The sequence below is a fragment of the Bacillus sp. FSL R5-0431 genome (genome assembly GCF_038002985.1).
GTDB lineage: Bacteria > Bacillota > Bacilli > Bacillales > Bacillaceae > Bacillus.
In genome coordinates, this window is record NZ_JBBOOG010000001.1 from 1509783 (window position 1) to 1533025 (window position 23243).

Genomic DNA, 23243 nt, shown 5'->3' on the forward strand with positions numbered 1-23243 from the left:
GAGGATGGGAAATGAATATCCATGAGTACCAAGGAAAAGAAATCCTAAGAAAATATGGGGTTTCAGTTCCAAATGGTAAAGTAGCATTTACACCTGATGAAGCAGTGAAAGCATCAGAAGAGCTAGAAAGCTCTGTATATGTCGTAAAAGCACAGATTCATGCAGGCGGCCGTGGTAAAGCAGGCGGGGTAAAAATTGCAAAAACAAAAGATGAAGTGAAAGGGTTTGCAGAGGAATTGCTCGGTAAAACACTTGTCACACATCAAACTGGGCCTGAAGGGCGCGAAATAAAACGCTTACTTATTGAAGAAGGCTGCGATATTCAAAAGGAGTACTACGTTGGACTTGTTTTGGACAGAGCGACATCAAGAATTGTGTTGATGGCTTCTGAAGAAGGCGGTACTGAAATTGAAGAAGTAGCAGAAAAAACGCCAGAGAAAATCGTCAAAGTGGTCATCGACCCAGCGATTGGCTTGCAAGGCTATCAGGCAAGAGAAGTAGCGTTTAAAATTAATATTCCAACAAAATTAGTTGGCCAAGCTGTTAAGTTTATGACAAGTCTTTACAATGCGTTTATTGAAAAAGATTGTTCAATTGCTGAGATTAATCCACTTGTTGTAACAGGCGATGGAAAAGTCATGGCACTTGATGCGAAATTAAACTTTGATAGCAATGCTTTATATAGACAAAAAGATATATTAGAATACCGTGACCTTGATGAAGAGGATCCAAAAGAAATTGAAGCATCTAAATATGATCTAAGCTACATTTCTCTAGATGGAAATATTGGCTGTATGGTCAATGGTGCAGGTCTTGCGATGTCTACAATGGATATCATCAAGCATTACGGCGGGGACCCTGCAAACTTCCTGGATGTTGGGGGCGGTGCAACAGCTGAAAAAGTAACGGAAGCATTTAAAATCATCTTATCTGATCAAAATGTAAAAGGGATTTTCGTGAACATTTTTGGCGGTATCATGAAATGTGATGTCATTGCAGAAGGTGTCGTTGAAGCGACGAAACAAGTCGGCTTAACATTACCACTCGTTGTACGTCTTGAAGGAACAAACGTTGAATTAGGGAAGAAAATCCTGAGTGATTCAGGCTTAAATATCACTTCTGCTGAGTCTATGGCTGACGGGGCAGAAAAGATTGTATCTTTAGTCAAGTAGAGCAGAAAGGCAGGGAACCTAAATGAGTGTATTTATTAATAAAAATACGAGAGTAATTGTTCAGGGGATTACCGGTTCAACCGCATTGTTCCATACAAAACAAATGATTGAGTACGGAACAAATATTGTTGGCGGTGTCACACCTGGAAAAGGTGGAACTGAAGTAGAAGGAGTTCCTGTATTTAATACTGTATCTGAAGCTGTTCAAACAACTGGAGCAAATGCTTCTGTTATCTATGTACCAGCACCATTTGCAGCAGATGCCATTTTAGAGGCTGTTGATGCAGAAGTCGATCTAGTCATTTGTATCACAGAACATATTCCAGTGCTTGACATGGTCAAAGTGAAACGGTATATGGAAGGGAAAAAGACAAGACTTGTTGGCCCTAACTGCCCAGGTGTCATTACACCTGAAGAATGTAAGATTGGGATCATGCCTGGCTACATTCATAAAAAAGGTCATGTGGGTGTTGTTTCTCGTTCTGGAACGCTTACATATGAAGCGGTACATCAGCTTTCAGAAGCTGGCGTTGGTCAATCGACAGCTGTAGGAATCGGCGGAGACCCTGTCAATGGGACGAACTTTATTGATGTATTAAAAGCATTCAATGAAGACCCTGATACACATGCTGTGATTATGATCGGTGAAATCGGCGGTACGGCTGAAGAAGAAGCAGCTGAATGGGTAAAAGCAAATATGACAAAGCCAGTCGTTGGCTTTATTGGCGGTAAAACGGCGCCTCCAGGAAAACGCATGGGACATGCTGGTGCCATTATTTCTGGTGGTAAAGGAACAGCTGATGAAAAAGTAAAAACAATGCGTGAATGTGGAATTGAAGTGGCAGAGACACCATCTGTCATGGGAGAAACATTGATTAAAGTGTTAAAAGAGAAGAATCTCTTCGAAGCTTGTAAAACGCATTAATGACACAAGAAGACTTGTTCTTTGACAAGTCTTCTTCTTTCTATCTTAAACTGGAGGAATGGTATGTACAACGTGTCCGAAAGAATGATTTTTCACCGCTTAAAAGGCCTCATCTCACCCTCTTTGTTAACAAAATGGTGGAAAGTCGATCCTGAGCTATATATAAATGAAGAAACACAACATTTCAAACAGGATCGATCATTACAAACGATCGACTTTACCCGCTTAAAACAAGCCGAAGAAAAGGAATTCCCCATTTTTCAACACATCGTTCAAGCCTATTTAAAGCAAAACATTCACATGATACCCATCACATCACCCTTATATCCCAGCACACTAAAACATATTTATGATCCTCCCCCTGTGTTATTCCTAAAAGGAAACATATCATATTTAAATGAAGAAAAAAGTTTAGGTGTAGTAGGCACACGAGTTCCATCGTCTTATGGAGAAACATGTGTGAAGAAAATTGTTGGTGAGCTTGTAAAGGAAGATTGGACGATTGTCAGTGGCTTAGCAAAAGGAATCGATGGACTTGCACATAAAGAATGCATTAGGAATAAAGGGAAAACCATCGGTATTATAGCAGGCGGATTTCAGCACTTATACCCAAAGGAACATGTGCAAATGGCTCAATACATGGGAGAGCATCATTTGCTTTTATCCGAGCATCCGCCTTATGTCAAACCAGAAAAGTGGCATTTCCCAATGAGGAATCGTTTAATTAGTGCGCTGACAAGTGGAACCATCGTGATTCAGTGCAAAGAAAAGAGCGGTTCGCTCATTACAGCGTATCAAGCACTTGAGCAAGGCAAAGAGGTATTTGCGGTTGCAGGATCTATCTTTGATCCTAATTCCACAGGTCCAGCCAGACTTATACAGCAGGGAGCAAAGCTTGTTCATTCAACGAAGGATATTTTAGAGGAATTCTCCTTCCGCAGCGTTCAATATACTGAACTCTCATAAAAATATCGTTTGACAAAAGACATAGGAATATTTAATAATAGTGAGGATTTAAGTTTACACTTTGTTTTTCGTGTTTATAATGATGTTCATCATAAAGAATTTTTAATGATTGCCTGTTAGATAAGTGCAATTAACATAAATATGAATTGTGAAATGTATAAAGAGAGAACACCTCTTAAGGGGGATTTTGAGTATGGCTGATTATTTAGTCATCGTTGAGTCGCCAGCCAAGGCGAAAACGATTGAGCGTTATTTAGGTAAAAAGTATAAAGTAAAGGCTTCAATGGGGCACATAAGGGATTTACCGAAAAGTCAGCTTGGTGTTGACACTGAGCATGACTTCGAACCGAGATATATTACGATTCGCGGGAAAGGCCCCGTTTTAAAAGAATTAAAAACAGCTGCGAAAAAAGCAAAGAAAGTCTATCTCGCAGCTGACCCCGATAGAGAGGGAGAAGCGATTGCTTGGCATTTAGCGCATAGCCTTGACCTTGACCTCTCTTCTGACTGCCGCGTTGTCTTTAATGAGATTACAAAAGATGCCATTAAAGATTCCTTTAAGCATCCACGTATGATCAACATGGATTTAGTTGATGCACAGCAGGCAAGACGGATCTTAGATCGTCTCGTCGGGTATAAAATCAGTCCGATTTTATGGAAGAAAGTGAAAAAGGGCTTAAGTGCCGGTCGTGTTCAATCAGTTGCACTCCGCCTGATTATTGATCGCGAGAATGAAATTAATGAATTTAAACCAGAAGAATACTGGACAATTGACGGTACATTCCTAAAAGGAAAAGAAAGCTTCGAAGCGAGCTTCTTTGGCGTCAATGGCAAAAAGCACCCACTGAAAACAAAAGAAGATGTAAAAGAAATCCTTTCGAAACTAAAAGGGAGCAAATTCTCTGTAGAGAAAGTGACGAAAAAAGAGCGTAAACGCAACCCAGCTGTTCCGTTTACAACATCTACTTTACAGCAGGAGGCTGCAAGAAAATTAAACTTCCGTGCGAAAAAGACGATGATGATTGCACAGCAATTATATGAAGGAATCGATCTTGGTAAAGAAGGTACAGTCGGACTCATTACATATATGAGAACGGACTCAACACGTATTTCCAATACGGCGATTGAAGAAGTATCTGCTTTTATTGATCAGACGTACGGTAAGAATTTCTTAAATACAACAAAACGAACCGCTAAAAAGAATGAAAATGCACAAGATGCTCACGAAGCCATCAGGCCGACTTCTACGCTAAGAAAACCAGCAGATGTCAAACATGTCTTAAGCCGAGATCAGCTGCGTCTGTATAAATTGATTTGGGAACGATTCGTGGCAAGCCAAATGGCGCCGGCTGTTCTTGATACAATGAGTGTAGACCTTGACAATAACGGGCTTACATTCCGTGCTAACGGGAGCAAAGTGAAATTCCCTGGATTCATGAAGGTATATGTAGAAGGGAAAGACGACCAGCTAGAAGAAAAGGACAAAATGCTGCCTGATCTTAAAGAAGGTGATACGGTTCTTTCAAAAGATATCGAACCTGAACAGCACTTCACGCAGCCGCCTCCGCGCTACACTGAGGCAAGACTTGTCAAAACACTTGAAGAGCTGGGTATAGGCCGTCCGTCTACGTACGCACCAACATTAGATACGATTCAAAAGCGCGGCTATGTCGCACTTGATAATAAACGGTTTATCCCAACAGAGCTTGGGGAAATTGTTCTTAACTTAATCATTGAATTCTTCCCTGAAATCATTAACGTGGAATTCACAGCGAAAATGGAAAAAGAACTTGATAGCGTTGAAGAAGGTACGATCGAATGGGTTCGCATTATCGACAGCTTCTATCAAGACTTTGCAAAACGGGTAGAAAAAGCAGAAGCAGAGATGCAAGAAGTTGAGATTGAGCCTGAATACGCCGGAGTCGACTGTGAAGAGTGCGGACATCCGATGGTGTACAAAATGGGTCGATACGGTAAGTTCATGGCTTGCTCTAACTTTCCTGACTGCCGTAACACAAAACCAATTGTCAAAGATATTGGTGTGAAATGCCCGACTTGTCATGAAGGAAACATTGTTGAACGAAAATCTAAGAAGCGCCGCATTTTTTATGGCTGTGATCGTTTTCCAGAGTGTGAATTCGTCTCTTGGGACAAACCAATTGAAAGAAAGTGTCCAAAATGCGAAAATATGCTTGTAGAGAAAAAGCTGAAAAAAGGCATTCAAGTTCAATGTGTGAACTGTGATTATAAAGAGGAACAACAAAAATAGCGGTGAACAGCCTTGTTCACCTGCTTTTTTATGTCATCAAACAGAACTTACGAAATAGGAGAGTTGTACAATGAGTCAATTTGTAAATGTGATCGGAGCAGGTTTAGCCGGAAGTGAAGCGGCATGGCAAATTGCCAAACGCGGAATTAAAGTCAACTTGTATGAAATGAGACCTGTCAAACAAACGCCAGCTCACCATACAGATAAATTTGCAGAGCTTGTATGCAGCAATTCACTGCGTGCCAACGCTTTGACGAATGCGGTCGGTGTATTAAAGGAAGAAATGCGTCATTTAGATTCAGCGATTATCGCAGCAGCAGACGAAAGCTCAGTCCCTGCTGGCGGAGCGCTTGCAGTAGATCGTCATGAATTTGCAGCAAACGTTACCGATCGCGTGAAAAATCATCCGAATGTGACGGTTTTTCAAGAAGAAGTGCAAAGCATTCCTGAAGGTCCGACAATTATTGCAACGGGCCCGCTTACATCTGAAGCACTTTCAAAAGAATTAAAATCGTTAACGGGTGAAGAGTATCTGTACTTCTACGATGCAGCGGCACCTATTCTAGAGAAAGATAGCATTGATATGGATAAGGTGTACTTGAAATCACGCTATGACAAAGGAGAAGCCGCTTATTTAAACTGTCCAATGACAGAAGAGGAATTCGATCGTTTTTATGAGGCGCTCATTTCTGCTGAAACTGTGCCATTAAAAGAGTTCGAAAAAGAAATCTTCTTTGAAGGCTGTATGCCAATTGAAGTCATGGCGAAAAGAGGAAAGAAAACGATGCTGTTTGGTCCGATGAAGCCAGTAGGACTTGAAGATCCGAAAACAGGAAAAAGACCTTACGCTGTTGTTCAATTAAGACAAGATGATGCAGCAGGTACTTTATATAACATCGTCGGCTTCCAGACACATCTGAAGTGGGGCGACCAAAAGGAAGTATTCCGCTTGATTCCAGGTCTTGAAGAAGCAGAAATCGTTCGATACGGCGTAATGCACCGCAATACATTTATTAACTCACCAAGTCTTTTAAAACCAACGTATCAGTTTAAAAATAGAGAGGATCTATTCTTTGCCGGACAAATGACAGGCGTTGAAGGCTATGTCGAGTCCGCAGCTTCCGGACTAGTGGCTGGAATTAACGCCGCTCGTTTTGTCAAAGGAGAAGAGCTTGTGACACTTCCGGAGGAAACCGCGATCGGCAGCATGGCTTATTACATCACATCGACAAACAAGAAAAGCTTCCAGCCGATGAATGCGAACTTTGGCTTGCTGAAAGATCTTGGTGTTCGGATTAAAAACAAACAAGAGCGTTATGCAGAGTACGCTAAGCGCGCAATCGAAACTATTCAAACTATTTCGAAATCTCTGTAGTAAAACATTGCACGGAAAGCAAGATATGTGATACCATTTAAAAGCCTTAAAGAGGTGTAAAAATGACGAATAAACAGCGTCTTGTCCACTTATTCATTGAATATCTGCAAATTGAAAAAAACTATTCTGCTTTAACAATCTCAGGATATACAGAAGCGATTGAAGAGTTTGTCAGATTTATGAACATTCAAGGAATAGACGGTTTTGAAGAGGTATCCTATCAAGATACGAGAATTTATTTAACAGAAGCTTATGAAAAAGGCCTGACAAGAAGAACGATTAGTAAGAAAGTCTCTGCGCTTCGCAGCTTTTATAAATTTCTATTAAGAGAACAGCTTGTGAAAGAAAATCCTTTTTTACTCGTTAGCTTACCAAAGCAGGATAAGCGAATTCCTTCATTTTTGTATGAAGAGGAACTCAAAGAGCTTTTTACAGTTTCTGATGTCAGCACACCGCTTGGGCAAAGAAACCAAGCGATTTTAGAACTTCTTTATGCAACAGGTATGAGGGTCAGTGAGTTATGTTCATTAAAAGAATCTGATCTTGATTTATCGTTGGATACAGTGCTTGTTCATGGGAAAGGCAGCAAGCAGCGGTATGTTCCTTTCGGTTCATATGCTCATGAAGCGCTCATCACTTATTTAGAGGATGGAAGGCAGAAGCTGAAAGCTAAGGGGAATGATCGTGCTGATGCATATGTGTTTTTGAATCAGCGCGGGGCGCCTCTTACAGACAGAGGCGTTCGATTCATTCTCACTGAATTAATGAAAAAGGCGTCAGGCACACTACATATCCATCCTCACATGTTAAGGCACACCTTTGCCACACACCTCTTAAATGAGGGGGCAGATTTGAGAAGTGTTCAAGAACTTCTCGGTCATTCGAATTTATCATCAACTCAGGTGTACACGCATGTATCAAAAGATTCTTTAAGGAAAACATACATGTCTCATCACCCAAGGGCTTTTAAACGATCCTAAAAGGAGGTTTTTTCATGTCATCATTTCATGCAACAACCATCTTTGCCGTTCAACATAAAGGAAAAAGTGCGATGGCTGGAGACGGTCAAGTCACTTTCGGGCAGGCTGTCGTGATGAAACACACGGCAAAAAAAGTGCGCCGTCTTTTCGGAGGCAAGGTGCTTGCAGGTTTTGCAGGTTCAGTAGCAGATGCATTTACACTCTTTGAAAAGTTTGAAACGAAGCTTGAAGAATATGGTGGTAACTTAAAGCGGGCAGCTGTAGAACTAGCGAAAGAATGGCGAAGTGACAAGATGCTCAGACAGCTTGAGGCCATGCTGATCGTTATGAACAAAGACAGCATTCTGCTTGTCTCTGGGACAGGAGAGGTCATCGAACCAGATGACGGTATTTTGGCCATCGGCTCAGGCGGCAATTATGCGCTTAGCGCCGGGAGAGCACTCAAAACACATGCAGGTGATCACCTCACAGCGAGAGATATTGCAAAGGCTGCTCTTGAAACCGCCGGAGAAATCTGTGTCTACACGAACGATCAAATCACTTTAGAAGAGCTTGAATAGAAAGGACATGAGACGTATGGAGAAAAAGCCGTTCACCCCAAGAGAGATAGTTGAAAAGCTTGATCAATATATTATTGGTCAGCTTGATGCGAAAAAAGCAGTGGCGGTGGCTTTAAGAAACCGTTACAGAAGAAGCCTTTTACATGATAAGCTAAAGGATGAAGTCGTTCCGAAAAATATTTTAATGATCGGCCCAACAGGTGTGGGGAAAACAGAGATTGCCCGCAGAATTGCAAAAATTTCTGGTGCGCCTTTTATTAAAGTGGAAGCGACGAAGTTTACTGAAGTTGGTTATGTCGGCCGTGATGTAGAATCGATGGTCAGAGATCTAGTTGAGACAGCGATCAGAATTGTCAAAGAAGAAAAGATGAAAGACGTTCAAGAAGAAGCAGAAAAACAAGCAAATAAACGTCTTGTTCATTTACTTGTTCCTGGCAAGAAAAAAAGCCAGTCTGTGAAAAATCCTTTTGAGATGCTGTTTGGCGGTTCTGATGAAGATGACCGTGATCGAGATCAATCAAGTGAAGAAGTTGAACTTGAATCGACAAGAAAGCGAATCACTCATCAGCTGGCTATGGGCGAACTTGAAGATCATTACGTCACGATCGAAGTGGAAGAGCAGCAGCCATCCATGTTTGATATGCTTCAGGGCTCGGGTATGGAGCAAATGGGCATGAACATGCAGGATGCGCTCGGCAATCTCATGCCTAAAAAGAAAAAACGCAGAAAGCTGACCGTCAGAGAAGCAAGAAAGGCGTTAACTGCTGAGGAAGCTTCAAAACTGATTGACATGGATGAAGTCAGTCAAGAAGCCGTCTATAAAGCAGAACAGCAAGGAATTATTTTTATCGACGAGATCGACAAAATCGCCAAAAGCGGTGGTGCATCATCTGCAGATGTTTCTCGTGAAGGGGTTCAACGTGATATTTTACCGATTGTAGAAGGTTCAACTGTGATGACGAAATATGGGGCAGTGAAAACAGACCATGTGCTTTTTGTAGCAGCAGGTGCATTTCATATGGCGAAACCATCAGATTTGATTCCAGAGCTTCAAGGGCGCTTCCCAATCCGTGTAGAATTAGATAAATTAAATATCGAAGACTTTGTGAAAATCTTAACGGAACCAGATAACGCATTATTAAAGCAATATAAAGCTTTACTTGAAACAGAAGGTATATCTCTTGAATTTTCTGACGATGCTATTCATAAGATTGCCGAAGTGGCTTATCATGTCAATCAGGAGACAGATAACATCGGTGCAAGAAGGCTTCATACCATACTTGAAAAGCTGCTTGAAGAGCTTTCATTTGAGGCGCCTGATATTACACTGGAGACAGTGACCATTACCCCTCAGTATGTAGAAGAGAAGCTAGGAAAGATTGCAAATAACAAAGATTTAAGTCAATTTATACTTTAACAAATGAATAAAGTAATCTAGGAGGATCATTAAAATGGCGTTACTACAAAAAACAAGGATTATTAACTCAATGCTGCAAGATTCAGCAGGGAAACCAGTTAATTTTAAAGAAATGGCGGAAACACTGAGAGATGTCATTGATTCAAACATTTTTGTGTTGAGTAGAAGAGGGAAGCTTCTAGGCTACTCGATCAACCAGCAGATTGAAAATCCGCGTATGAAGAAAATGCTTGAAGACCGTCAGTTCCCTGAAGAATATACAAAGAGTCTATTCAACATCCCTGAAACATCTTCAAACCTTGACATTAACAGTGAGTATACAGCTTTCCCAATTGAGAACCGTGATTTATTCGAATCAGGTTTGACAACAATTGTCCCAATTATCGGAGGAGGAGATCGTTTAGGAACGTTAATCCTGTCTCGTTTGCAAGATACATTCACTGATGATGATTTAATACTTGCTGAGTACGGAGCAACAGTTGTTGGAATGGAGATCCTTCGTGAAAAAGGAGAAGAAATCGAAGAAGAAGCAAGAAGTAAAGCGGTTGTTCAAATGGCGATTAGTTCTCTTTCATATAGTGAGCTTGAAGCCATTGAGCACATCTTTGAAGAACTTGATGGCAACGAAGGGCTCCTTGTGGCAAGTAAAATTGCTGACCGTGTAGGAATCACTCGTTCAGTGATCGTGAACGCCTTACGTAAGTTAGAAAGTGCAGGCGTCATCGAATCTCGTTCTCTTGGAATGAAGGGAACGTATATCAAAGTGTTAAACAACAAATTTTTAATCGAACTTGAAAATTTAAAATCTCATTAATCAAAACCCCTTTTCAGCCAAAATACAAGCTGAAAAGGGTTTTTTTTTTATAAAAAAGAGGATTTGTCCGAAAAATGACACTCTTTTTTCCAAGAAAACCCTTACAATTCTTAGTTCTTTAAATCTAGGTCTTTGTACCTATTCGTAAAATAGATATATATTACGAGTTTTTTTTACATATACATCATAGACTTTAATCCTATTATTTCTTACAATGAACATATGGTTTTACAAATCTCGACATGATTAAATGGAATGAAATACATATGATTGGAGGTATATGGTTTTGGATATATTTTCTGGAACGATAAGCAACCTTGAGAATGCCTTGGGCAGAGCGAATGTTAAGCAAAAAGTCATAAGCAATAATATCGCGAATATAGACACACCGAACTACAAGTCGAAAAACGTCACATTTCATGATATGCTAAACGATGCGTCGATCAAGCTGGATGCTAAAAAAACATACCAAGGACACATTGATTTTTCTAAAACAGGGTCTAATTATTCAGTTGTTTCGAGCAACCGTACTTCATATCAAGAAAACGGAAATAATGTCGATATTGATCAAGAGATGAGTGAACTCGCTAAAAACCAAATTCAGTATAATGCGTTGGTTGAAAGAATGAGTGGAAAATTCAATTCTCTTAAAACAGTTTTGACAGGAGGTAAGTGATGTCAATTTTTTCAGGCGTTAACGCTTCGGCCTCAGCATTAACAGCTCAGAGGCTCAGAATGGACGTTGTATCCTCTAACCTTGCAAATATGGATACAACAAGAGCGAAACAGGTTGATGGCAACTGGGAGCCTTATAGACGTAAGCTCGTCACATTACAGCCGTCAGGTGAATCGTTTTCATCTATATTGAACTCAAGCATGAATTCGAGCGGCAAATTAGGAAACGGCGTGAAAGCAACGAAGATTACAGAAGACGAAACTCCATTCAACCTTCAATATGATCCTACAAATCCCGATGCCAATGAAAATGGATATGTTCAAACACCTAATGTTGATCCATTAAAGGAAATGGTTGACCTCATCAGCAGCTCAAGGTCATATGAAGCAAACGTGACCGCACTAAATGCGAATAAAAGTATGTTGATGAAAGCTTTAGAAATAGGAAAGTAAGGTGAAAAGAATTGGTTAACGCAATATCTCCTTTCCAGCTTCAAACCGCTCAGCAAGCAAGTGAATTGACAAATGCATCGTCCGTTCAGGCGGCTGCACCTAAAAGTCAAACGAATTTCTCTGATGTGCTGAAAAATTCCATTGAGGCATTAAATCAATCACAGCTGAAATCAGACCAGTATACAAATGCTCTTGCACAAGGAAAAGATGTCAATCTCGATGAAGTCATGATTGCCTCGCAAAAAGCGAGTGTGACACTCACAGCTGCAACGGAGTTTCGAAATAAAGCAGTCGAAGCGTACCAAGAGATTATGAGAATGCAGATGTAGGAGGTGCTGACGGACAAAAAAAGACTGAATGGAATGACCGGGGGTTAAGATGAATCGTACTTTAATGCAATTAAGAACAAAAACAGTTGAGTTTTGGCGAAATCGATCAAAATTACAAAAAATACTTATGATTGGCGGCGTTGCTGCCCTAGCAATCATTATTACGGTTGTTAGCATCTTTGCTTCTTCTGAAAAAATGGTTCCATTGTTTAAAGATTTGTCTGAGGCAGAAGCTGGACAAATCAAACAGGAACTGGATGGCAAAAACGTTAAATCGGAACTTGCGAATAATGGAACAACGATTCTCGTTCCAGAAAAGCAGGCCGACACTTTAAAAGTAACACTCGCATCTGAGGGTCTCCCTAAGACAGGGAATATTGATTATTCCTTCTTTGCGAACAATTCCGGCTTCGGTTTAACAGATAATGAATTTGATGTTCTGAAAGTAGACGCAACTCAGACAGAACTATCCAATCTGATCAACACGATTGATGGGATTAAAGATTCAAAAGTTATGATTAACCTGCCAAAAGATTCCGTTTTTGTTGGAGAAGAGCAAAGTAATGCATCAGCATCCATTGTGCTGCAAGTTGAGCCTGGCTACACGCTCGCGCCGCAGCAAGTAAAAGGCCTTTATCATCTTATTTCAAAAAGTGTGCCGAATTTAAAGACAGAAAACATTGTCATTATGGACCAAGATTCCAACTACTACGACTTAAACAGCAGTTCCGATTCTTATGCAAGTGGAATGGATGCACAGCAGCAGAAAAAAGAAGAGATTGAAAAGAACCTTCAAAGAAAAATTCAACAGCTGCTCGGAACAATGATGGGTCAAGAAAAAGTGGCTGTATCGGTCACAACAGACATTGATTTTACTGAAGAGAAAAGAAAAGAAGATCTTGTAGAACCAGTTGATAAAGAAAACATGCAAGGCATTGCTGTCAGTGCTGAAAAGATTGCTGAAACTTATTCAGGAAATGGTGCAGCAGCTGGAGGCACCGCTGGAACAGGCGACGATGATGTCACAAATTATCAAGGCGCCGATGGAGCGAACGGTAGCGGAGATTACGAAAAGAGCGAAGATCGTATCAACTATGAAGTCAACCGCATTCATAAAGATATCAAAGAGAGCCCTTATAAAATTAGAGATGTTGGCATTCAAGCATTGGTCGAACCACCAACGGCAAACGATGTGAACTCTTTAACACCTGAAAGGCAAGATGATATCAAAAAGATTCTTTCAACGATCATTAGCACTTCAATTGATAAAGAATACACAAATGGTCAAGCGCTCACTCAAGCGGACTTAGATAACAAAATTGTTTTATCTGTATCAAAATTAGACGGTAAACAGCAAACTGCAGCAGAAAACCCATCAAACAATATTCCAATCTGGGTTTATATTGTAGGCGGTGTGCTACTACTTGCAATTATCGCTCTCATTATTCTTCTTGTGCGTAAACGCAGAAAAGAAGAGGAAGAAGAGTTTGAGTTTGATGAACGTACACCAATCCATGTTCCTGATATCGACACTGAACCAGAAACAGAAGAAATGGTGAGAAAAAATCAGCTTGAAAAAATGGCAAAAGAAAAACCAGAAGACTTTGCTAAATTGCTACGCAGCTGGCTGTCCGAGGATTAGGAGGAATACACATGTCGAGAAAAGATCCAAATCGACTAACAGGCAGACAAAAAGCAGCAATCCTAATGATTTCCTTAGGGCTAGACGTGTCAGCATCTGTATACAAACATCTGTCTGAAGACGAAATAGAAAAATTAACATTAGAAATTTCCAATGTACGAAGTGTAGATACCGCTAAGAAAGATGAAATCATCGAAGAGTTTCACAGCATCGCCATCGCGCAGGACTACATATCACAAGGCGGTCTTATGTACGCAAGACAAGTGCTTGAAAAAGCGCTTGGTGAGGACAAAGCGGACAGCATCTTAAACCGATTAACATCCTCGCTTCAAGTGAAACCGTTTGATTTTGCTCGAAAGGCTGACCCAGAACAAATCTTAAACTTTATCCAGCATGAGCATCCACAAACCATCGCGCTCATCCTTTCCTACTTAGATCCAGTCCAAGCTGGGCAGATTTTATCTGAATTAGGTGAGGAAGTACAAACAGAGGTTGCGAGACGTATTGCTTTAATGGACCGCACATCTCCAGAGATCATCAATGAAGTGGAACGCATTCTTGAACAAAAGCTTTCTTCAACCTTTACGCAGGACTATACGCAAACGGGCGGGGTCGAAGCGGTTGTAGAAGTACTAAATGGTGTAGACCGTGCGACCGAGAAGACCATTTTAGACACACTTGAAATTCAAGATCCTGAGCTTGCTGATGAAATCAAGAAACGTATGTTTGTCTTTGAAGATATTGTCACTCTTGACAGTAGAGCGATTCAGCGTGTGATCAGAGATGTTGAAAATGACGACTTATTGCTCGCGCTCAAAGTGGCAAGCGAAGAGGTCAAAGAAATTGTCTTCCGCAACATGTCACAGCGAATGGTCGAAACGTTCAAAGAAGAAATGGAGTTTATGGGACCTGTCCGGCTTAGAGATGTCGAGGAAGCACAAACTCGTATTGTCAGCATCGTAAGACGACTCGAGGAAGCTGGAGAAATCGTCATAGCTCGAGGCGGAGGAGACGATATCATTGTCTAGGATTATCAAACATGAAACATCTGTTATTCCTGAGCAAGGCCGGCAAACGATTCCTTTGCAGCAAGTGGAGTTTAAAAAAGAACATCACGAAGAAGAGCTTGTCAATGAAACAGAAGCATCGCAGCTTGTACTAAGTGATGCTGAAGATCAAGCAAGCCGTATAGTAGAACAAGCAAATAGTGAGCTTGAAAAAACAATGGCTGAAATCAATCAGCGCCGCGCTGCTTTTGAAGAAGAAAGAATGCAGCTCATTGAAGAAGCGAAACAAGCAGGTTACCAAGATGGCTTCCAAAAGGGTGAAACAGATGCGAATATGCAGTACCAATCGATTCTTGATCAAGCGAATGACATTGTCAGTCTTGCCAAGCAGGATTACGAAGAAAAAATTGAAAGCTCCGCAGAAAAAATTGTGGAACTGGCTTTCGAACTCGCCAAACGCGTTTGGTACTCGGCTGAGGACACGAAAGATCAATTTTTGGCTCTCGTGAAGCAGGTCATTTCAGAAGTGAAAGAATATGACGATATTTCCATCTATGTTGACCCTGAACATTACGATCATGTGATGGAGTATAAAGACGAATTAATCAGAATCCTTCAAAAGGATACACACCTTGCCATTTACTCGGATGAAAAAGCGCCAAAAGGGACTTGTTACGTAGAAACAAGCTTTGGAAAAGTGGAAGCGAGTGTTGATACCCAAATGAATCAGTTGAAAGAAAAGTTACTAGAAGTCATTGATTCAGGTGATCACAAATGAACATTGATGTGTTAAAAGAAACAATTGAAACCGCCGATCCTTATAAACGATTTGGCAAAGTCAATCGAGTTGTTGGGCTGATGATTGAATCTAAGGGGCCGGAGAGTTCTATCGGGGACGTGTGTCTCATTCATAAAAAAGGGCGTAGGCACGATCCGATAAAAGCAGAGGTCGTAGGGTTTAGAGATGAAAACATTCTGCTCATGCCTTATGTAGAAGCATCCAATATTTCACCAGGAAGTCTAGTTGAAGCGACAGGTGAGTCGCTGAAGGTCAAAGTTGGGACTGGATTAATCGGCGAAGTCGTTGATGCCTTCGGTGATCCGCTGGACGGCAGTATGCTTCCAAAGGGACTTGCGCCTGTTTCGACAGAACAGTCTCCCCCAAATCCGATGGACAGGCCGCCGATTCGAGAAAAGATGGGCGTTGGTGTCAGAGTGATCGATAGTCTGCTCACAGTTGGCACTGGTCAAAGGATCGGGATTTTTGCTGGAAGTGGTGTTGGAAAAAGTACCTTAATGGGAATGATTGCAAAGCAGACAGAAGCAGATCTGAATGTCATTGCCCTTGTAGGAGAGCGTGGCCGTGAAGTTCGTGAGTTTATTGAAAAGGATTTAGGTGCTGAAGGACTGAAGCGTTCGATTGTTGTTGTCGCAACTTCTGACCAGCCTGCACTGACGAGAATGAAAGCTGCTTATACAGCAACAGCTATTGCGGAATATTTTAGAGACAGAGGGAAAAATGTCATGTTCATGATGGACTCTGTTACACGGGTCGCTATGGCACAAAGGGAAATCGGGCTTGCAACTGGCGAACCGCCAACGACAAAAGGATATACACCTTCGGTGTTCGCTATACTGCCTAAATTACTTGAACGAACTGGAACGAATCAGCTTGGTTCCATCACAGCGTTTTACACAGTGCTTGTTGATGGTGACGATATGAATGAGCCAATTGCTGATACAGTCAGGGGGATCTTAGATGGCCACATTGTACTTGATCGTGCTTTAGCCAACAAAGGACAATTTCCTGCTGTCAATATTCTGAAAAGTATCAGCCGCGTTATGAGCAATATCGCAAGTCATGATCACAAGGAGGCGGCCAACCGGTTCCGCCAGCTTTTATCCACTTATCAAAACGCTGAAGACCTCATTAACATTGGAGCTTATAAAAAAGGCTCCTCGAAAGACATTGATGAGGCCATGCAGGCTTATCCTCATCTGATTTCATTTTTGAAGCAGGATGTAGAAGAGGCTGTATCTATTGAAGACAGTGTGAATTTATTGCTCCGTTTGATGAATAGAGAGGATTGACAAAAACAGTGAGATATCAATACAAATTTCAAAAGCTCTTAGAACTGAAAGAAAGTGAAAAAGACAAGTCACTCGCAGCGTACCAACAATCCGTTTCAGCATTTGAGCAAGTCGCTGAAAAACTCTATGAAAATATGAGTAAAAAAGAATTAATGGAAAAAAGCAAAGAAGAAAAGCTGAGAAGTGGTATGAGTGTTCAAGAAATGCGTCATTACCAGCAATTTGTGACCAATTTAGATAACACCATTCAGCACTATCAGCAGCTTGTGATCATGAAACGCCATCAAATGAATGAAAAACAATCTGATTTAACTGAAAAAAACATTGAGTTTAAAAAGTTTGAAAAAATGAAAGAAAAGCAGTATGAAAAGTTTTCCCTTGAACATAAGGCCATTGAAATGAAAGAAATGGATGATATCTCTATCAGCCAATTCATGTTTCAAGGACATTAGGAGTCGAGATGAATGCCTAAGAAGGAAAAAACGAAGGAATCAAGCGGCGGTAAATTTCAATGGATCTTGTTTATTGTCATTATCCCATTGATTGTGCTTGTGATTGTGACTGGCACAATCCTTTATATTGCGGGTTTTGATCTAAAGAAACCGCTCCAAAACATTCCTGTGATCAGCAGTTTGGTTGGTTCAGATGACACCTCAAAAACGTCATCTTCACATAATGATCAAAGCGATGCAGAATTGAAGGAACTGAAAAAGACCATTAAAGAGCAAAAAAATGAACTTGAAATTGCACAAAAAGATTTAAAAACAAGTGATGAAGAGATTAAAAGACTGAATCAAAAAATCAGTTCGCTTGAAAAAACATCTAAAAATGATGCGAATAATACGTCAGCGAGTGATAGTTCAACAAACAACAGCTCATCAAGCGATACATCAGGTAATAATGCGTCAGGGACAACTTCTGATGGGGCAGGAGCCTCTAACCAGAAACCTAAAGGGAAGATTGTCAGTATCTATGAAAGCATGGACGCAGGGAAATCCGCCAAAATTTTATCAGAATTAAGTGATAAAGAGGCATTGAAGATCCTTGAAGAGCTGAGCAAAAATAAACTAACAGATATATTAGCAAAACTGACACCTCAGAAGGCAGCTACATTTACGAAAGAGCTTGCTAAAAAAGAAGAAAGTGAAAATGGGGGTGGACAATAAGTGAAGCTATTGGATATTGGAGCCTTACAGCAATCGTCTCAAGGTCTTTCGGGGCCAAAGGGAGGCGGCGTGGCATCTGCACGCGGGTTGTTTAAACAATTACTTAGCGGGGCAGGCGCACAAAGCGGTCTTGTTAATGCTGAGACAGCGGGTGCCTCTCTTTCCATCAATGATGCGATGCAAATCATTGAAAAATGGATGCAATCACCTGAAGAAGGGATCGACGGAGACCTTCTTGAAGCGCTTCAAACACTTCAAAGTCAAACGCTTGATTCGTCTGATCTCAAGTCACTAGAAGAGTTATTTCAAAAAATGGAATCATCCATTTACGATGATCAAGCTGATAAGCCAGCTTCTGAACATAGTGAGCAGCTCATACAAGTCCACTTTTTCTTATATCAACTGCTCAATCAACAGCCGCTCAGCTTTGATGCAAAGCTAGTGCAGGATATTGAAGCAAAAGGTCAAGACTTCATTCACTTTCTTTCGAAAAATGGGGTAGATGAGAAACTGATTCAGCAAGTAAAAGAGCAGTTTTTCTCGCAGGGTTCAGCACCAAAGCTGAATTCGATGTCTCAAAGTGAGCTGAAACACTTTAATCAGTTAATCGACCATATGATGGCAAACGCAAAAGGATCAGACAAAGAGTTGAAAATTGCTTTAGGAGAGTTAAAAGAATTGGTCTCTCCAAGACAAGAATCTACTCTTGCTTCTCCGGCAAAAGGTGCTTCCTCCCTTGAATGGCTCATCAAAAAGGAAGTTGTCAAAGGACAAAGCACTGCTGCACCTGCTTCTGAAAAAAACATCACTCATACGCTTTTGCCAGGTCATAAGCAGTTTTTTCAACTGCAATCAGTAGCTCCTGTTCAGCAGACACAAACAACTGATGAAAAGCCAGGAACGGTTGATCAGCAAATACTAAATACGTGGAAGCAAATGAAATTCACGCCATTTGGCAACTCAAGCGGACGCTTCACAGTTCGATTAAATCCAGAAAATCTCGGATTTATCACGATTCAACTGACGAAGCAAAACGGTATGTATGCGAGTAAAATTACAGCTTCGACACAAGCAGCGAAAGAGCTGTTAGAGCATCACCTGCCGCAGCTCAAACAGGCGCTTCCGAATATGTCGGTTCAAGTGGACCGTTTCCATATACCGCTTCAATCAAATGAGCAGTCGTTATTTGGACAGTTTAATGAAGAAAACAAGCAGCAGCAGTCAAAAGGGCAGAATTTCCAGAAGCCTGATGAACAGGAAGCAGAATTCCAAGATGTACTGGATGCTCTTGTTGGGTCAGATGAAGAAGAGGAGGAAATCTAATGGCAACAGTTGATGCTACAAATAGAACAGTCGCACAAACAGACACTTCTTCAAAGGCAGAAAAGAAAACAGATACGCTTGGCAAAGATCAATTCTTGAAAATATTGCTTACACAGCTTCAAAACCAAGATCCGACAAACCCACTAGATGACCGTGAGTTTGTCACACAGCTTGCAACATTTTCATCTTTAGAACAACAAACCAATATGAATGATTCTATCACCAAGCTGAATCAGCTCATGTCTACATTTGTTGCTCACCAAGATCCGTTTACGACGTATGTAGGATGGATTGGTAAAGAAGTATCCGGTAAACAAGATGATAAAGAGATATCAGGCACTGTGAAGTCTGTTAAAAACATAAACAATGAATACTTCTTGTATTTAGAAGATGGAACGAAAATCAGCCCTTGGGATGTTACAGCAGTTGGAGAAAAAACGAAGTAATTCGAGGAGGAAAATAAATGTTACGCTCACTTTACTCAGGAATTAGCGGAATGAAAAACTTCCAATCAAAATTAGATGTTGTAGCCAACAACGTAGCCAACGTCAATACACACGGATACAAAAAAAGCCGTATCACTTTTAAAGATATGGTCAGCCAAACCATTGGAAGTTCTGGTGGACCAACGAACAACTCTGGTTCAATCAACTCAAAACAAATTGGTTTAGGATCATCTTTATCTTCTATTGATAAAATCATGTCAGCGGGATCTTCTCAAAATACAAATGAACCTTACGACTTCTATATCAATGGAGATGGGTTTTTCCGGATTGAAAGTCAAGGAGAAATTCTTTATACAAGAACAGGGAATTTCGACACTGATTCAGAGGGAAGCTTAGTCACCCCTGATGGAAATTATCTGCTTGGAATGAATGGACAAAAGATAACGATTCCAGACGGCGTTTCGAGTGTGAGTGTTGGTCCAGATGGAACGGTTTCGGTTGTTGAAAACAATGTATCAAGAACCGTTGGTCAAGTATCACTCGTATCTTTCCGTAACGCAGGAGGGTTAGACAAAGTTGGTGACAACCTTTACCGCCAGACCTTAAGCTCAGGTGCTCCAAGTAACCCTATCGTACCTGGTGAACAAGGAACGGGCGTCATCCAAACAGGTAAACTTGAAATGTCAAATGTTGATTTAACAGACGAGTTTACTGAAATGATTATCGCGCAGCGCGGATTCCAATCGAATGCAAAGACGATCACAACATCTGATGAAATCCTGCAAGAGCTTGTGAATCTGAAACGATAGGAGGTAGGGGGAGCGGTTTATCGCTTCTCTGCTTAATATGATTGAAGTGACAAGATTAAATGGCAAAGGATTTATGCTGAACGCTCTCCATATCGAGCAAATCGAAAGCTTTCCAGACACGACCATTACATTAGCCAATGGAAAGAAATTCGTTGTGAAAGAAGATAAAGAGCAGCTTCAAGAGAAAATCATTTCTTTCTACAGAAAAATCCAAGTCATTTCATTGAATCAAGGAATAGAGGAGTTTGAATGAAGAAGAAATTAGTCGTAGTAATGCTAATCATGATTATTGCCATCGTCGGAATTGGAGCAGGCATCTTTTTTCTGCTGAATGGGTCAGACGAAGCAAAAGCAGAAAAAGAGCCAACAGCAGATGAAGTCGTAAAAGCTTCTGTTGAAATTCCTGAGATTATTACTAATTTAAAGTCTGAAGGAAATGCTGTCAAACTTGTATTGAATATTGAAACGGACTCTGAAAAAGCAAAAGAAGAGCTCGAGAAAAGAAGTTTTCAAGTGAAAGACGCCGTAATCGACATTTTATCAGACACGAATGCAGATGAACTTGATGGCAAAAAAGGCAGAGAACATTTTAAAACACTAGTCAAAAACAAAGTGAATAACTATTTGCAAGATGGCAAGGTGAAAGAAGTATATATAACCTCCTTTAATCTGCAATAGAGGCGATTAATTGACACGATGGAGGTGAAGAAATGTCAGGAGAAGTGCTTTCCCAGAATGAGATCGATGCATTATTATCCGCCATATCTACAGGCGAAATGGATGCAGAAGAGCTGAAAAAAGAAGAAACGACGAAAAAAGTGAAGGTGTATGATTTTAAACGTGCACTGCGCTTTTCGAAAGACCAGATTCGAAGTTTAACAAGGATTCATGATAACTTCGCTAGACTGCTCACCACGCACTTTTCAGCTCAGCTAAGATCATATATTCAAATTACTGTCAGCTCGGTTGACCAAGTACCATACGAAGAATTTATTCGTTCGATTCCTAATATGACATTATTAAACTTATTTTACGTCAGCCCGCTTGAAGGAAGAATCATGCTTGAAGTGAACCCAACAATCGGCTATGCCATGATGGACAGGCTGATGGGCGGGATTGGCATTAGTCATAATAAGACAGAATCACTTACAGAAATCGAAACAAAGATTATCTCAAACATGTTTGAGGGAGCTTTGGAAAATTACAGAGAAGCGTGGCAGTCCATAACCGACATCGAGCCTGAAATGGCAGATTTCGAGGTAAATCCCCAGTTTGTTCAAATGGTGTCACCAAACGAAACAGTTGTCGTCATTTCTCTTAATACACAAATTGGTGAGGTCAGCGGGGTTATTAACCTATGTATTCCTCATGTTGTATTGGAGCCTATTATTCCGAAGCTGTCTGTACACTACTGGATGCAGTCTGAACGAAATGAACCAAAACAACAAGAAACAAAGGCCATTGAAAAACGGATTATGACGGCAAAAATACCGGTAGTCGCAGAGCTAGGGGAATCGGAAATGACGGTGGAAGAGTTTTTGAATTTGGAAATTGGTGATTGTATTGCCTTGGACAAACCAGTAAATGCGCCTCTTACTGTTATGGTCGGAAATAAACCGAAATTCTTGGGACAGGCCGGCCGCGTGAATCGGAAACAGGCGATTCAAATTCTAGATCACGACATAAGAGGTGAAGAAGATGGAGAATAACGGAAGTAAATTATCACAAGACGAAATCGATGCGCTCCTTAAAGGAGGCAGCAATGACGATATAGAGCCTGATACAATCCTTTCTGCAATGGAGCAAGATGCCATTGGGGAAATCGGAAACATTTCATTCGGTAGCTCTGCAACAGCACTTTCAACCCTATTAAATCAAAAAGTGGAGATTACTACTCCAACTGTTACAGTGATTCAAAAAAGTATGCTGAATGAGGAATTTCCTCATCCGTATGTCGCTATTGAAGTGAATTATACAGAAGGCTTCAGCGCAAGTAACTTGCTTGTCGTCCAGCAAACAGATGCAGCAGTCATTGCGGACTTAATGATGGGCGGAGACGGGACAAATGCTGACCCTTCTTTAAGCGAGATTCACTTAAGTGCAGTGCAAGAAGCAATGAACCAAATGATGGGTTCTGCTGCGACATCCATGTCGACGGTCTTTAATAAAAAGATTGATATTTCTCCGCCGCGCGTCGAATTACTTGATGTGAAAGAAGGAGAAGGGACAGACCGCATTCCAGCTGAAGAAATGCTTGTCAAAGTATCCTTCAGATTAAAAATAGGTGAACTCATCGATTCAAATATTATGCAGCTTTATCCTATTACATTTGCGAAGGATTTAATCGCAGAATTAACAGACCCTGCGCAAGAGGAAGAGCCGGTTCAAGACACTCAAGTGAGCACACCTGAACCTCAGCCGGCAGCTCCGCAAACGCAGTCTGCACCAGCGCAGCAAGCAGCTCCGGCGAAAAGACAGGCGAAGCCAAAGCCGGCAGCACCTGTAAATGTAGCACCTGTTGAATTTGAAGCGTTCAGTGAGCCTCAGCATACAACAAGCCAGCTTGGAAATCTTGATATGCTGATGGATATTCCGCTTTCCATTACGGTGGAACTTGGAAGAACTCAGCGCAGTGTAAAAGAAGTCCTTGAGCTTTCAGCTGGAAGTATCATTGAACTGGACAAACTTGCTGGGGAGCCAGTAGACATTCTGGTGAACAAACGAATTGTCGCCAAAGGGGAAGTCGTTGTCATTGATGAGAACTTTGGTGTTCGTGTGACTGATATATTAAGTCAGTCAGAAAGACTTTCTAATTTAAAATAAA

Annotated in this window: 25 protein-coding genes; all 25 read left to right on the forward strand. The window is 41.0% G+C overall.

All coding sequences use genetic code 11. The features are described from left to right. Positions 1-11 precede the first annotated feature (11 nt). The 25 genes from sucC (at position 12) to fliY (ending at position 23242) form a co-directional block, all read left to right on the forward strand. Positions 12-1172: an ADP-forming succinate--CoA ligase subunit beta gene (gene sucC / locus MKZ03_RS07535; protein ID WP_012009945.1), complete on the forward strand. Its 1161-nt coding sequence runs from the start codon at positions 12-14 to the stop codon at positions 1170-1172. Positions 1173-1194: 22 nt separating this feature from the next. Further along, entirely contained in the window at positions 1195-2097 is a 903-nt protein-coding gene (sucD, locus tag MKZ03_RS07540) for a succinate--CoA ligase subunit alpha (protein WP_003212080.1), read from the forward strand. Positions 2098-2160: 63 nt separating this feature from the next. Beyond that, positions 2161-3063, forward strand: coding sequence for a DNA-processing protein DprA (gene dprA / locus MKZ03_RS07545; protein WP_341031448.1), 903 nt, complete (start codon positions 2161-2163; stop codon positions 3061-3063). A 193-nt stretch (positions 3064-3256) separates the two neighbouring features. Continuing rightward, positions 3257-5332, forward strand: coding sequence for a type I DNA topoisomerase (gene topA, locus MKZ03_RS07550; RefSeq protein ID WP_060596250.1), 2076 nt, complete (start codon positions 3257-3259; stop codon positions 5330-5332). 70 nt (positions 5333-5402) lie between these two features. Beyond that, complete coding sequence (gene trmFO, locus MKZ03_RS07555) at positions 5403-6707, forward strand: FADH(2)-oxidizing methylenetetrahydrofolate--tRNA-(uracil(54)-C(5))-methyltransferase TrmFO (protein WP_034662383.1); 1305 nt, start codon at positions 5403-5405, stop codon at positions 6705-6707. Between the two features lie 62 nt (positions 6708-6769). Continuing rightward, on the forward strand, positions 6770-7687 hold the full coding sequence (gene xerC, locus MKZ03_RS07560; RefSeq protein ID WP_060596252.1) for a tyrosine recombinase XerC: 918 nt from the start codon (positions 6770-6772) through the stop codon (positions 7685-7687). 14 nt (positions 7688-7701) lie between these two features. Further along, complete coding sequence (hslV, locus tag MKZ03_RS07565) at positions 7702-8247, forward strand: ATP-dependent protease subunit HslV (RefSeq protein WP_003211247.1); 546 nt, start codon at positions 7702-7704, stop codon at positions 8245-8247. 16 nt (positions 8248-8263) lie between these two features. Beyond that, positions 8264-9664 (forward strand): HslU--HslV peptidase ATPase subunit, encoded by a 1401-nt coding sequence (gene hslU / locus MKZ03_RS07570; RefSeq protein WP_095285167.1) that lies wholly within the window; start codon positions 8264-8266, stop codon positions 9662-9664. Between the two features lie 34 nt (positions 9665-9698). Continuing rightward, positions 9699-10478, forward strand: a complete 780-nt coding sequence (gene codY / locus MKZ03_RS07575; RefSeq protein WP_034662375.1) for a GTP-sensing pleiotropic transcriptional regulator CodY — start codon at positions 9699-9701, stop codon at positions 10476-10478. Positions 10479-10764: 286 nt separating this feature from the next. After that, positions 10765-11154 (forward strand): flagellar basal body rod protein FlgB, encoded by a 390-nt coding sequence (gene flgB, locus MKZ03_RS07580; RefSeq protein WP_034623641.1) that lies wholly within the window; start codon positions 10765-10767, stop codon positions 11152-11154. Next, a complete protein-coding gene (flgC, locus tag MKZ03_RS07585) occupies positions 11154-11606 on the forward strand; it encodes a flagellar basal body rod protein FlgC (RefSeq protein WP_012009953.1) in 453 nt (150 codons plus the stop codon). The genes flgB and flgC overlap by 1 nt, the downstream gene beginning before the upstream one ends. Before the next feature lie 11 nt (positions 11607-11617). After that, complete coding sequence (gene fliE / locus MKZ03_RS07590; RefSeq protein WP_007499609.1) at positions 11618-11935, forward strand: flagellar hook-basal body complex protein FliE; 318 nt, start codon at positions 11618-11620, stop codon at positions 11933-11935. 49 nt (positions 11936-11984) lie between these two features. After that, positions 11985-13577 carry a flagellar basal-body MS-ring/collar protein FliF gene (gene fliF / locus MKZ03_RS07595; RefSeq protein WP_034662370.1) on the forward strand — a complete coding sequence of 531 codons (1593 nt, stop codon included), beginning with the start codon at positions 11985-11987 and terminating at the stop codon, positions 13575-13577. Between the two features lie 11 nt (positions 13578-13588). Next, positions 13589-14605: a flagellar motor switch protein FliG gene (gene fliG / locus MKZ03_RS07600; protein ID WP_008344808.1), complete on the forward strand. Its 1017-nt coding sequence runs from the start codon at positions 13589-13591 to the stop codon at positions 14603-14605. Next, positions 14598-15362 carry a flagellar assembly protein FliH gene (gene fliH / locus MKZ03_RS07605; RefSeq protein ID WP_034662367.1) on the forward strand — a complete coding sequence of 255 codons (765 nt, stop codon included), beginning with the start codon at positions 14598-14600 and terminating at the stop codon, positions 15360-15362. Before fliG ends, fliH begins: the two co-directional genes overlap by 8 nt. Then, on the forward strand, positions 15359-16675 hold the full coding sequence (fliI, locus tag MKZ03_RS07610) for a flagellar protein export ATPase FliI (protein ID WP_034662365.1): 1317 nt from the start codon (positions 15359-15361) through the stop codon (positions 16673-16675). Before fliH ends, fliI begins: the two co-directional genes overlap by 4 nt. Positions 16676-16683: 8 nt before the next feature. Next, positions 16684-17127: a flagellar export protein FliJ gene (fliJ, locus tag MKZ03_RS07615; RefSeq protein WP_034620036.1), complete on the forward strand. Its 444-nt coding sequence runs from the start codon at positions 16684-16686 to the stop codon at positions 17125-17127. A 12-nt stretch (positions 17128-17139) separates the two neighbouring features. After that, positions 17140-17841: a MotE family protein gene (locus MKZ03_RS07620; RefSeq protein WP_106036786.1), complete on the forward strand. Its 702-nt coding sequence runs from the start codon at positions 17140-17142 to the stop codon at positions 17839-17841. Next, positions 17842-19164 (forward strand): flagellar hook-length control protein FliK, encoded by a 1323-nt coding sequence (gene fliK / locus MKZ03_RS07625; protein WP_340972706.1) that lies wholly within the window; start codon positions 17842-17844, stop codon positions 19162-19164. It abuts the gene before it with no gap. After that, positions 19164-19610, forward strand: a complete 447-nt coding sequence (gene flgD, locus MKZ03_RS07630; RefSeq protein ID WP_060596260.1) for a flagellar hook assembly protein FlgD — start codon at positions 19164-19166, stop codon at positions 19608-19610. Before fliK ends, flgD begins: the two co-directional genes overlap by 1 nt. A 17-nt stretch (positions 19611-19627) precedes the next feature. After that, a complete protein-coding gene (gene flgG / locus MKZ03_RS07635) occupies positions 19628-20419 on the forward strand; it encodes a flagellar basal body rod protein FlgG (RefSeq protein WP_034662356.1) in 792 nt (263 codons plus the stop codon). A gap of 37 nt (positions 20420-20456) precedes the next feature. Beyond that, positions 20457-20672 (forward strand): flagellar FlbD family protein, encoded by a 216-nt coding sequence (locus MKZ03_RS07640; RefSeq protein ID WP_034662354.1) that lies wholly within the window; start codon positions 20457-20459, stop codon positions 20670-20672. Next, a complete protein-coding gene (fliL, locus tag MKZ03_RS07645) occupies positions 20669-21097 on the forward strand; it encodes a flagellar basal body-associated protein FliL (RefSeq protein ID WP_034662353.1) in 429 nt (142 codons plus the stop codon). Before MKZ03_RS07640 ends, fliL begins: the two co-directional genes overlap by 4 nt. A gap of 32 nt (positions 21098-21129) precedes the next feature. Next, complete coding sequence (gene fliM / locus MKZ03_RS07650; RefSeq protein WP_003212239.1) at positions 21130-22128, forward strand: flagellar motor switch protein FliM; 999 nt, start codon at positions 21130-21132, stop codon at positions 22126-22128. Then, positions 22118-23242 (forward strand): flagellar motor switch phosphatase FliY, encoded by a 1125-nt coding sequence (gene fliY / locus MKZ03_RS07655; RefSeq protein ID WP_034662352.1) that lies wholly within the window; start codon positions 22118-22120, stop codon positions 23240-23242. The genes fliM and fliY overlap by 11 nt, the downstream gene beginning before the upstream one ends. Position 23243 lies beyond the last annotated feature (1 nt).